Raw genomic sequence first — 10,954 nt, 5'->3', positions numbered from 1 at the left:
GTGTCTCCGGGCTCATCCCGAGCAGCCCGGCGACGTGACGGACCGCGCTCATCATGTTCGGGTGCGACGGTCGCGTCTCCGCGAGCATCCGCAACGCCCGCTCACGCATCTCCGGCGAATACTTCCTGTTCATCGTGTTCCATCCTTGCTTGAAGAACGGAACGAAAGTCAGGCCGATTCAGTCGAAGTTCACACGTTCGAGGAGTCCGTGTTCGATGCAGAGCTGGCGGAGGAACAAGACTTTTTCGGGGGAGGGGTGCGTCGTGAACGTGTCATGCGTGAGCGGCGCAGCTCCGGTCGCGAGGTCACGCAGGAGCTGCTTCGCAGCGCGATTGACGGTGAGCCATATCGTGGCGCTTCGAGCGAGAGTCTGCGTTGAGAGAGCGTCGAAGAGTGGTCGGACGATGGGGGAGATGTCGCCATCGTCCCCGGCGAGGAGCCCGCTGAGATCGTCGGTGAGGCAGCAGTGCGCGCAGAGCCCTCGTCGTACCGGTTCGTCCTCGCGGCCGCAGCGAGTGCAGCGGAAGTCTTTTGGGATGTCGGCGCAGTCCACGCATGCTGGTTCGCCGTCGATGAGTCCGGGCAAGAGGCGCGTGGTGCCGCAGGAGATGCACGCACCGTGGATGCGCGTGGCTCGCTGGTAGCAGCGGCGACAGATGCGTCCTTCCGGCATGCGAGGTCGTGGGCAAGCTAACCCAGGAGAGTCGTGGCAACCGGCGTATTCGCATCTACCGAGAACATGTCGTCTTCGAGCTGACATAATGTGCATTATCGGATATTGCTCCTCGCCGGAATGCGGCACTCGATAGGCTCGCACCGTGAATGGAAGCAATGTCGACATCGACTGGGAATCTGCACGGCGGGCGAACCAGGCGAACTGGGAAGATCGCGTTCCTGTGCACGAGGAAGCGTACGGACTCGAAGCGTTCGACGATCCGGATCATCTGAGTGACGTCGTGCGCGACGATCTCGCCGCGATGTCTGCATTCCTTCCGTCGGGCGGTCTGTCCGGACTCGACCTGTGCCACCTGCAGTGCCACATCGGCACCGACACCGTCTCGCTGGCTCGCGCCGGCGCGAGGGTCACCGGCGTCGACTTCTCGCCGTCGGCGCTTCACACGGCAGGTGAGCTCGCGACGCGTCTGGGCGTCGAGGCCACGTGGGTGGAGACCGATGTCCTCGATGCTCGGGCCGCCGTCGTCGGCGACTTCGACGTCGTCTACACGAGTATCGGGACGATCACCTGGCTCGACGACCTTGACCGGTGGGCCGCCCAGATCGTCGCGCTGTTGCGCCCCGGCGGCATGTTCTTCATCCGCGACGGCCATCCCGCCCTCTACGCGTTGGATGAGGATGCCGTGGGCCTGACCACGCGGTATCCGTATTTCGCGACCGGGCATGCGCAGCAGTGGGATGACGACTCCACTTATGCCGGCGACGGTCGTATCTCCCACGCGCGCACCTACGAGTGGCCCCACTCGTTGTCCGAGATCCTCGGCGCGCTGCTGCGCGCAGGTCTACGCCTCTTGCACTTCGACGAGGGCCGGACTCTGCCATGGCAGTTCAGCGACCGCATGGTCGAGGTCGCCGGTGGCTATGCCTGGCCCGAGGCCGAACGCGATCTGATGCCGTGCACCTACACGATCGTCGCCCGGCGGGACTGAGGCGACTTCCGCGGCGGCCCCGAGCGCCGGGGGCGCCTCAGGTGACGCGCCCCTACTCCTCTCACACGCCGACGTAGGTTGCGAGGTGCTCCCCCGTCAACGTCGATTTTTGGGATACCAAATCCGTCGGTGTTCCCTCGAAGACGATCTTGCCGCCGTCGTGACCGGCTCCGGGCCCGATGTCGATGATCCAATCCGCGTGCGCCATGACCGCCTGATGGTGCTCGATCACGATCACGGTCTTCCCGGCGTCGACGAGTCGATCCAGGAGGCCGAGGATCTTGTCGACATCCGCCAGGTGAAGGCCCGTGGTGGGCTCGTCGAGCACGTACACGTCCCCCTTCTCCCCCATCTGGATCGCCAGCTTGATGCGCTGACGTTCGCCACCCGACAGCGTCGACAGCGGCTGTCCCAGCGAGAGATACCCGAGCCCCACGTCTTCCAACCGGCCGAGGATGGCCGCGGCCGCAGGCAGCTTGGCCTCTCCCTCACTGAAGAACACCCGGGCCTCGGAGACCGGGAGGTCGAGAACCTCGGTGATGTCCTTGCCCGCGAGCTTGTACTCGAGCACGCCGACCTGGAAGCGCTTGCCTCCGCAGTCTTCGCACGGCGTCTCGATGGTGTCCATGAAGCCGAGCTCGGTGATGATGACGCCCGCACCCTTGCATGACGGGCAGGCACCTTCGGAGTTCGCGCTGAACAGAGCGGGCTTGACGCCGTTGGCCTTCGCGAACGCCTTGCGGATCGGCTCGAGAAGCCCCGTGTAGGTCGCGGGGTTGCTGCGGCGGGACCCCTTGATCGCCGCCTGATCGATCGACACGACACCGTCGCGGTTCGAGACCGATCCGTGGATGAGCGAGCTCTTGCCGGAGCCAGCCACACCCGTCACGACCGTGAGCACGCCGGTCGGGATGTCGACATCGACGGCCTGCAGGTTGTTCGCGGTCGCCCCTCGCACCTCGATGGCTCCCGTGCCCGAGCGCACCGCATCCTTCAACTGTGCCCTGTCGTCGAGATGCTCGCCGGTCTTCGTGCCGCTCGCCTTCAGCCCCTCGACCGTGCCCTCGAAGCAGATCTCACCACCGGCGTTTCCCGCACCAGGCCCCAGGTCGACCACGAGGTCGCCGATCACGATGGTCTCGGGCTTGTGTTCCACGACCAGCACGGTGTTGCCCTTGTCGCGCAGCTGGAGCAGGAGCCCGTTCATGCGCTGGATGTCGTGCGGGTGCAGGCCGATCGTCGGCTCGTCGAAGACGTAGGTGATGTCGGTGAGCGAAGAGCCGAGGTGCCGGAGCATCTTGATGCGCTGCGCCTCTCCCCCGGACAGCGTGCCGGAGGGTCGTTCCAGACTGAGGTAACCGAGCCCCAGCGTGACGAAGGCGTCGAGGTTGGCGCTGAGCGCCTGCAGAAGCGGGCCCGATTCGGGAAGATCGAGTCCGCGCACCCAGTCGGCCAGATCCGTAACCTGCATGCGGCAGGCGTCGGCGATGCTCACGCCCTCGATCTTCGAGGAGCGCGCACCTTCGGTCAGGCGGGTGCCGTCGCACTCCGGGCAGACCGCGAAGGTGGCGACACGCTCGACGAAGGCGCGGACGTGTGGCTGCAGCGCATCGAGGTCTTTCGACAGCATCGACTTGGTGATCTTCGGGATGAGACCCTCATAGGTCATGTTGATCCCGGAGATCTTCACCTTCGTGACCTCGCCGTAGAGGAAGAGGTGACGCTGCTTCTCGGTGAACTGCGAGATCGGCTTGTCGCCCGGATAGAACCCCGACTGGGAGAAACCCTTCACCATCCATCCGTCGGCGGTGTAGCCGGGCACCATGATGGCACCTTCGTCGAGAGACTTCGTCTCATCGACGATCTGGGCGAGGTCGATATCGGATACCGCTCCCCTGCCTTCGCATCGTGGGCACATGCCGCCGAGATAGATCGCGTCCTTCACGATCTTCTTCGCCCCTCCCGGGCCGGTCATCACGCCGCTGGCCTTCTGGGTCGGGATGTTGAACGAGAACGCCGTCGGCCCGCCGATGTAGGGCTGTCCGAGCTTGCTGAACAGGATGCGCAGCATCGCGTTGGCGTCCGTCACGGTGCCGACGGTCGATCGCGGGTTCGCGCCGAGGCGTTCCTGGTCGACGATGATCGCCGTCGTCAGTCCCTCGAGCACGTCGACGTCGGGTCGTGGAACCGAGGGCATGAAGCCCTGGACGAAGGCACTGTAGGTCTCATCGATCATGCGCCGCGACTCCGCAGCGATCGTGTCGAAGACGAGCGAGCTCTTCCCGGAACCGGAGACGCCGGTGAACACGGTGAGGCGGCGCTTCGGGATGTCGACGCTGACGTCCTTCAGATTGTTCTCGCGCGCGCCCTGCACGCGGATCAGGTCGTGGGTGTCGGCGGGGTGCTCGTCCGTGGTCATCGGCGTCCTTCGTGTGGTCGGTGGAGAGATCAGGCGGCTTGATTGATGCGGAGCAGATTGCCTGCGGGGTCGCGGAAGGCGCAGTCGCGAACCCCGTAGGGCTGGTCGATCGGCTCCTGGACGACGTCGGCGCCGCGCTCGACGAGGCGTTCGAACAGCGCGTCGACGTCGTCGCTGGCCAGTGTCAGCGCCGCGTAGCTGCCCTTCGCGATGAGCTCGAGGATCGTCTGGCGCTCGACGTCGGTGATACCGGGGTCGGTCGCCGGCGGATGCAGCACGATCGACGTCTCGGGCTGGCCGGGCGGGCCGACCGTGAGCCACCTCAGCCCGTCGTAGCCGACGTCGTTGCGAACCTCGAAGCCGAGGGCGTCGCGGTAGAAACCGAGCGCCGCTTCGGCGTCGGTGTGTGGAAGGAATGCGTAGTGGATGCGGATGTTCATGGTGTTCACGGTAGGTGCGCATCGGTGCGCGGCGCTTCTCGATTCCTGATCGGTCTGGTCACCTGTTTGGCGTGGAACGAGGGAATCCCCTCGACGGTGGCGGCGCGTTCACGGTACACGCTGGGTGCGACACCGACCAGCTCCGAGAATCTCGTGCTGAACGAGCCGAGCGAGGAGCCCCCCCCACTTCGAAGCACACCTCTGTCACCGACAAGTCACCGCGCCGTAGCAGCGCCATCGCACGCTCGATCCGCCGAGTCATCAGGTAGGAGTACGGCGATTCGCTGTAGGCCTCGCGGAACTGTCGGCTCAGATGCCCGGCCGACATGTGCACGCCGTCCGCGAGAGCCTGCACGTCGAGCGGCCTGGCGTACTCGCGGTCGATGCGGTCTCTGACCCTTCTCATCACGGCGAGCTCACGCAGGCGATCTTCGTCGACGGCGGGCACGACTCGATCTTGCCATGTCGCCGGAAGTCGCGGCGTGACGGAGCGAAACGCGGGTGGGACCTTCTCCCCCATCCCGGAGCACGGGAACGCTACCCTGAGGATGCATCCTTACAGCATCTTCTCAGAAAGGGCTCCCCACCATGTCTGAACCACTCACGGAGGCCAAGTCTCTGTTCAAGTCGATCCGGGTCACGCTGGCGGTCGCCGGCGTCATCGCGCTGATCGCCGGAATCGTCCTCCTCGTCTGGCCCATCAAGTCCGCGGTCATCGTGACGGCGATCTTCGCGTCGTACCTGGTCGTCGCCGGTCTCGTGTACGTCGGGCTCGGCATCTTCTCGAGCGCGAAGGGAGGATGGGCCCGCGTAGGCCACATCGTCCTCGGCCTGCTGTACATCGCAGCCGGTGTCATCGCGTTCTTCAACCTGAACGCCGCCGCAGCCACGCTCGCGTTCGTCGTCGTGATCTTCATCGGCGTCAGCTGGATCGTCGACGGGATCGTCGCCCTCACGCTGCTCGGCAGCGACGGGTCGCGGGTCTGGACCGTCCTCTACGCGATCCTCAGCATCGTCGCCGGAATCATCGTCCTGTTCTCGCCGCTGATCGCCGGCTTCGCGTTCTGGCTCCTGTTGGGCATCTCGCTGGTCGTGCTCGGCATCGTTCAGATCGTGCGTGCCATCACGCTCGGTCGGGACGCGAAGGAGTTCGTGTCCGCCGTCCAGGGCGGAGCGGCGAGCTGACGCTCATCGCCTGAAACACGATCGGCCCCGTCCTGCATGATGCAGGACGGGGCCGATTCTCTGTGTCGTACTACTCGGCCGCGAAGGCGCTCACGTCACCCACGAGGCGCGTGTTGTCCGCGGGCACGGGGTCGACGGCTGCCTTGGCGACCTCTGCCGCGAACTCCGAAACGTTGTAGAGCTTGCCCGCCGATTCCCGGCGCTCCGCGATCGCTCCCGGGTTCGCCCGCTCCAGCAGCGTCGCGGTGATCGTCCCCTCGATCATGTCGCCGGAGACGACCGTGAACCCGATCCCCTTCGCGGCCAGACCGGGGATGAGCTCGCGCAGCGCGTCTTCTCCTGCGCGCTTGGAGAGTGCCACGGGCTCGTACTCCGGCATGGTCGGGGTGGTCCGGATGAAGTGGGCCTGGTGGCTGGTGACGAACACGACGCGCGCGCCTTCGCCGAGCAGCGGCGTGGCCGCGTTCAGAACGTTGAGCTGGGCGTCGCGGTTCAACGTGAGTGCGTAGTCCTCGGCCATGCCGGACTCCATGCCGCCGGACGCGTTGAGCACGAGCACGTCGAGACGCCCGTACTCCGCGCGGATGGCGTCGAACATCTCGGCGACGGACTCGGGGTCGGTCAGGTCGGCACCGACGACGAGCGCACGACTACCGAGCTCGCGCAGCTGCGCGGCCAGCTTCTCGGCACGCGGTGCCTTGTTGCGGAAGTTGATGACGACGTCGGCACCGGCCTCGGCGAGGTAGCGCACGGTGTCGGCGCCGATGCCCCGCGATGAACCGGTGACAAGGGCGACCTTGCCGTCAAGGGATCCTGCGGGAAGAACGTCGGTCACGGTGACTCCTCATGATGCGTGAAAAAGCCGTGATCGCACGGCCCTCACACACTACCAAGCGCGCGCTGTGGCACCCGGATCCGCGGACGCCCGCGTGATACGTTGACCACAAAGGAGGCCGCATGGACAACTTCACGACATTCGTCACGTTCATCGACCAATGGGCTTGGATCGGCTGGCTGGTCCTGATCGCCGTCTTCCTCGTTATCGAGATGCTCTCGCTGGATTTCACCTTCCTCATGCTGAGCTTCGGCAGCGTCGTCGGTCTGGTCACCGACCTGATCGGCATCCCGGTGTGGGTGCAGGTGATCATCGCCGCCGCCGCGGCCGCGCTGTTCATCCTCTTCCTGCGGCCGCCGCTGCTCAAGCGCCTGCGGCGCGGAGAGGATCCGACGAAGTCGAACGTCGACGCCCTCGTCGACCTCCGCGGCATCGCGCTGCACGACATCACGCAGATCTCGGGCCAGGTCAAGCTCGCCAACGGCGACACCTGGACTGCACGCACAGCCACACCCGTGCCGATCCCCCAGGGCGCTCCGGTCGCCGTGAGTGCGATCAACGGCGCGACCGCCATCGTCCGTCCCGTCAACGACTAGGAGAACCCCGTGAACGACGCATCGTTCATCCCCACCGCGATCCTGTGGGTCCTCGTGATCGCGGTGATCATCTTCGTGGTGGTCACCGTCGCTCGCGCGATCCGCATCATCCCGCAGGCCACAGCGGGGGTCGTCGAACGCCTCGGGCGCTACCACAAGACCCTCACTCCCGGGCTCAACGTCCTCGTGCCCTTCATCGATCGCCTGCGCCCTCTGATCGACATGCGCGAGCAGGTCGTCTCGTTCCCGCCGCAGCCGGTGATCACCGAGGACAACCTCGTCGTGTCGATCGACACGGTCGTCTACTTCCAGGTCACCGATGCGCGCGCCGCGACCTACGAGATCGCGAACTACCTCGGCGCGGTCGAGCAGCTGACGACCACCACTCTGCGTAACGTCGTCGGTGGGCTGAACCTCGAAGAGGCGCTCACCAGCCGCGACAACATCAACGGTCAGCTCCGTGTCGTCCTCGATGAGGCGACAGGCAAGTGGGGCATCCGCGTCGGTCGCGTCGAGCTCAAGGCGATCGACCCGCCCATCTCGATCCAGGACTCCATGGAGAAGCAGATGCGCGCCGAGCGTGACCGCCGCGCCGCGATCCTGACGGCAGAGGGAACGAAGCAGTCCGCGATCCTGGAAGCCGAAGGTGCTCGCCAGGCCGAGATCCTCCGCGCAGAGGGCGACAAGCAGGCCGCTGTTCTGCGTGCGCAGGGTGAGGCCGAGGCCATTCAGAACGTCTTCAGCGCGATCCATCAGGGCGAGCCGGACGACAAGCTCCTCGCCTACCAGTACCTCCAGATGCTGCCGAAGATCAGCGAGGGTCAGTCCAACAAGCTGTGGATCATCCCGAGCGAACTCACCGAGGCGCTCAAGGGCATCGGCAGTGCATTCACCCCGAAGCCGGGCCAGGGCCCGACGAACACGCTGCCGGGCGCGTGACGCACCCGTACTTCTCGAAGACGCGGCATCCCCGAGTCCTCGCCCACCGCGGTCTGATCACCGCGGCAGGCGAGGACTCGGGCGTCTGGGAGAACTCCGCTGCGGCATTCGCCGCTGCGCATGCGGCAGGCATCGACTACATCGAGACCGACTGTCAGGTCACGGCTGATGGCGACGTCGTCCTGTTCCACGATGAGACACTGACCCGGCTGGTCGGCGACAGCCGCAGCGTGCGGGAGGTACGGACTCGAGAGCTCCGGATGCTCTTCGCGGACCACGGCGGGCTCCTGACGGTGGCCGAGGCACTGGTTTCCTTCCCGGACGTCCGCTTCAACATCGATGTGAAGACCCCCGCAGCCGTCGATCCGCTCGGACCGATACTGGTCGAGCACACGCACCGGGTGCTCCTGACGAGCTTCTCCGACGCGACCCGTCGAGCCGCGCTCGCCTCGGTCTTGCGGTCCGGAGCAGCACTTCGCCCCGCCACATCCGGTGGGAGCGGAACGATCGCCGCGCTGAGGGCTCTGTCGGCGCTGCGCCTCTCCCCCGCTCGTGTGCTCCGGGAGGTCGACGCTCTGCAGATACCCGAGCGCTACGGTGCGCTGAAGGTCATGACGCCGGCCCTCGTCCGCGCTGCCAGACGACATGACGTCGAAGTCCACGTATGGACGGTGAACGAGCCCGAACGCATGCATCGCCTCATCGCTCTCGGCGCCCACGGAATCGTCTCCGATCGCGCGGACGTGGCACTCAAAGCGCTGATCCCCCGCTGACCTCCGACGCGTCCCATAACCTCCGGCGCTGGGATTAACCTGTGAGTTCCGCCGAGAAGGCGGCCGCGTGGATGAAGCGCACAGGCTGGAGCGCTATACCTGACAGCGACGAGAGGACCACACAATGGCAGATCGCAGCCTGCGCGGCATCCGACTCGGCGCCCAGAGCCTACAGAGCGAAGAGGGCGTCGTTTTCATGGAGCGCCGTGAGACCACCTACACCTGTGACACCTGCGGCCACGTCACGAACCTGATGTTCGCGGCGGACGCAGAACCGCCCCAGACCTGGGAGTGCCGCGCGTGCGGCGCCGAAGCCCGCCTGAACGTCGACGGCCAGGCCGTCACGCTCGAGGTCACCGACGAGAAGGCTGCCCGCACCCACTGGGACATGCTGCTGGAGCGTCGTAGCCGCGCAGAACTCGAGGAACTCCTTGAGGAGCGCCTCGCCTTCATCCGCGCCCGCCGCGGTGCCGGCGAAGACCCGACCCGGGAGAAGATCGGCGCTTAGCGCCTCCTGGCGCGCCACCACCCGACGAGGAGCGCGCCCAGACCGCCCCAGAGCAGGATCGCCTGCACCCAGGGGCCCAGCACCACACCAGCTGTGAGGCCGGATCGGAGCTCGACATCCTCGAGCATCGCTCCGGCCTCATCTGCGTCCAGGCTCGTGACGGTCGATCCGTCGGCGCGGATGATCTGGCTAGTGCCGACGGTCGAGACGTTCACCACGCTGCGGCCCGTCTCGATGGCCCGCATCCGGGCGAAGGCCAGCTGCTGGAGATTCTCGTCCGTGCCACGGAAGTCCGCGTTGTTCGTCTGGAACACCATCACCTCAGCGCCGGAGTTCAGGCCCTGCCAGATCACGTCGTCGTAGATCACGTCGAAGCAGATGGCGAGACCGACGGGGACACCCTCGACGGTGACCAGCGGAGGGTTCGAGCCCGGGGTGTACTCCCTCTGGATGAGTCCGATGAGGTCGGGAGCGAGCGCGTTGAAGAAAGCGCGATCCGGCACGTACTCGCCGAACGGGACCGGGTGGCGCTTGTCATGCAGCTGTGTCGCCGTGCCGTCGGGATTCCACAGCATCGACGTGTTGAAGTATCGGTCCTCCCGGCCTGTCGCCGCGTTCGCCAGCAGCGGGGCGTCGATCCGGTTGGCGAGCAGAGTCATCCGCCGAGCGAGGGCGTCGATCTGGAACGGGTCGCCGTCCAACGACCCCTCCGGCCACACCAGGAGATCGACATCCTCGCCGTAGAGAGGCGCGGTCGCGTCGGTCTGCGCCTGGATCACCGAGAACGGCTCGCGGTCGTCGAAGTAGCCGGTCGGACCGTTTCCCTGTACCGCAGCGATCCGCAGGGAACCGCTCGAAGACGTGGGAAAGAGCGGGGTGAACAGGAGCACCACCACGAGGGCGGCGGGCGCGATCACGAGGAGTGGCCGTCGCCATGCCCGCATGCGCGCGACCTCGATGAGCATCGCCACGACGAAGACCATGACTAAACTGAGTCCGCTGACGCCCACCCATGAGGAGACCGGTGCCAGAGGGCTCTCCGCCTGACTCATGCCGATGCGCGCCCAGGGGAAGCCCCCGTAGGGCCACGAGCCGACGAAAAGCTCGCGGCCGACCCAGAGGGCGGCGACGACAGCGGGAAGCGCCAGGAGGCGTCCTGCGGTCCCGGGGAAGGCCTTCGGGAGCCACCGGTAGGCGAGGGCGATCGGGACGAGGGCGATTCCCGTCAGAACTCCCTCGAGGACACTGAGAGCGGCCCACGGGACCGGGCCCAGGTAGCGCGACGTCCAGGAGACGAGAAGTCCGAAGAACAGGATCCCGTAGACGACTCCGACCAGCAGCGCTCCCCCGAAACGGCGTCCGATCAGTGAGACCAGAACGAGAGCCGTCGCCGGGAAGGCGAGGATCCATACGGCGGCCTCCGGATAGGCCAGGTCCATCATCACCGCGGCGAGTCCGGCGGAGAGCACAGCGGCCCACAGAGGCAGGAGGGCGCGCTGGGGCGCTCGTTTGTCGGTCATCGCATCCATCTCACGTCGAGGAGTAGGCGACGATGCCCCGGCGCACGCCGTCGAGCGCGGCCCGCGCGGTCCGCG

Annotated in this window: 11 protein-coding genes and 1 pseudogene; 6 read left to right on the top strand and 6 right to left on the bottom strand. The window is 66.3% G+C overall.

What is annotated here, in order from left to right; translation table 11 throughout:
• Positions 1-178: 178 nt before the first annotated feature.
• A complete protein-coding gene (locus tag KZA10_RS02220) occupies positions 179-586 on the bottom strand; it encodes a hypothetical protein (protein ID WP_218682061.1) in 408 nt (135 codons plus the stop codon).
• A 232-nt stretch (positions 587-818) separates the two neighbouring features.
• Here KZA10_RS02220 and KZA10_RS02215 point away from each other — a divergent pair, with 232 nt between their 5' ends.
• Positions 819-1,664: a bifunctional 2-polyprenyl-6-hydroxyphenol methylase/3-demethylubiquinol 3-O-methyltransferase UbiG gene (locus KZA10_RS02215; protein WP_218682060.1), complete on the top strand. Its 846-nt coding sequence runs from the start codon at positions 819-821 to the stop codon at positions 1,662-1,664.
• Between the two features lie 61 nt (positions 1,665-1,725).
• On the opposite strand, the gene KZA10_RS02210 is transcribed toward KZA10_RS02215, so the two are convergent.
• From KZA10_RS02210 to KZA10_RS02200, 3 genes and pseudogenes are all read right to left on the bottom strand, one after another.
• On the bottom strand, positions 1,726-4,083 hold the full coding sequence (locus tag KZA10_RS02210; protein ID WP_218682059.1) for an excinuclease ABC subunit UvrA: 2,358 nt from the start codon (positions 4,081-4,083) through the stop codon (positions 1,726-1,728).
• A 29-nt stretch (positions 4,084-4,112) separates the two neighbouring features.
• Entirely contained in the window at positions 4,113-4,523 is a 411-nt protein-coding gene (locus KZA10_RS02205; protein WP_055869160.1) for a VOC family protein, read from the bottom strand.
• Positions 4,524-4,528: 5 nt separating this feature from the next.
• Positions 4,529-4,929: pseudogene (locus KZA10_RS02200) on the bottom strand (helix-turn-helix transcriptional regulator).
• 182 nt (positions 4,930-5,111) lie between these two features.
• On the opposite strand from KZA10_RS02200, the gene KZA10_RS02195 reads away from it, so the two are divergent.
• Positions 5,112-5,708 (top strand): HdeD family acid-resistance protein, encoded by a 597-nt coding sequence (locus tag KZA10_RS02195; protein ID WP_017830619.1) that lies wholly within the window; start codon positions 5,112-5,114, stop codon positions 5,706-5,708.
• A gap of 70 nt (positions 5,709-5,778) precedes the next feature.
• Here KZA10_RS02195 and KZA10_RS02190 read toward each other — a convergent pair whose 3' ends face one another.
• Positions 5,779-6,543 (bottom strand): SDR family oxidoreductase, encoded by a 765-nt coding sequence (locus tag KZA10_RS02190; protein ID WP_218682058.1) that lies wholly within the window; start codon positions 6,541-6,543, stop codon positions 5,779-5,781.
• A 122-nt stretch (positions 6,544-6,665) separates the two neighbouring features.
• Here KZA10_RS02190 and KZA10_RS02185 point away from each other — a divergent pair, with 122 nt between their 5' ends.
• The 4 genes from KZA10_RS02185 (at position 6,666) to KZA10_RS02170 (ending at position 9,359) form a co-directional block, all read left to right on the top strand.
• Positions 6,666-7,139 (top strand): NfeD family protein, encoded by a 474-nt coding sequence (locus KZA10_RS02185; protein ID WP_218682057.1) that lies wholly within the window; start codon positions 6,666-6,668, stop codon positions 7,137-7,139.
• A gap of 9 nt (positions 7,140-7,148) precedes the next feature.
• Complete coding sequence (locus KZA10_RS02180; protein WP_055868247.1) at positions 7,149-8,078, top strand: SPFH domain-containing protein; 930 nt, start codon at positions 7,149-7,151, stop codon at positions 8,076-8,078.
• Positions 8,075-8,851: a glycerophosphodiester phosphodiesterase family protein gene (locus tag KZA10_RS02175; protein ID WP_218682056.1), complete on the top strand. Its 777-nt coding sequence runs from the start codon at positions 8,075-8,077 to the stop codon at positions 8,849-8,851. The genes KZA10_RS02180 and KZA10_RS02175 overlap by 4 nt, the downstream gene beginning before the upstream one ends.
• 124 nt (positions 8,852-8,975) lie before the next feature.
• A complete protein-coding gene (locus KZA10_RS02170; protein ID WP_017830624.1) occupies positions 8,976-9,359 on the top strand; it encodes an RNA polymerase-binding protein RbpA in 384 nt (127 codons plus the stop codon).
• Here the strand turns inward: KZA10_RS02170 and lnt are convergent.
• Complete coding sequence (lnt, locus tag KZA10_RS02165; protein ID WP_141386070.1) at positions 9,356-10,888, bottom strand: apolipoprotein N-acyltransferase; 1,533 nt, start codon at positions 10,886-10,888, stop codon at positions 9,356-9,358. The two genes, KZA10_RS02170 and lnt, sit on opposite strands and share 4 nt — an antisense overlap.
• Positions 10,889-10,954 lie beyond the last annotated feature (66 nt).

Origin of the sequence: Microbacterium sp. BF1 (assembly GCF_019279095.1) — a bacterium.
GTDB lineage: Bacteria > Actinomycetota > Actinomycetes > Actinomycetales > Microbacteriaceae > Microbacterium > Microbacterium maritypicum.
This window is presented reverse-complemented; position numbering and strand designations above follow the sequence as displayed.

Bases quoted from the DNA above. Each gene is read 5' to 3' on its own strand.
- KZA10_RS02210 (WP_218682059.1), bottom strand. From the start codon at position 4,083: ATGACCACGGACGAGCACCCCGCCGACACCCACGACCTGATCCGCGTG.
- KZA10_RS02205 (WP_055869160.1), bottom strand. From the start codon at position 4,523: ATGAACATCCGCATCCACTACGCATTCCTTCCACACACCGACGCCGAA.
- KZA10_RS02195 (WP_017830619.1), top strand. From the start codon at position 5,112: ATGTCTGAACCACTCACGGAGGCCAAGTCTCTGTTCAAGTCGATCCGG.
- KZA10_RS02185 (WP_218682057.1), top strand. From the start codon at position 6,666: ATGGACAACTTCACGACATTCGTCACGTTCATCGACCAATGGGCTTGG.
- KZA10_RS02170 (WP_017830624.1), top strand. From the start codon at position 8,976: ATGGCAGATCGCAGCCTGCGCGGCATCCGACTCGGCGCCCAGAGCCTA.
- lnt (WP_141386070.1), bottom strand. From the start codon at position 10,888: ATGGATGCGATGACCGACAAACGAGCGCCCCAGCGCGCCCTCCTGCCT.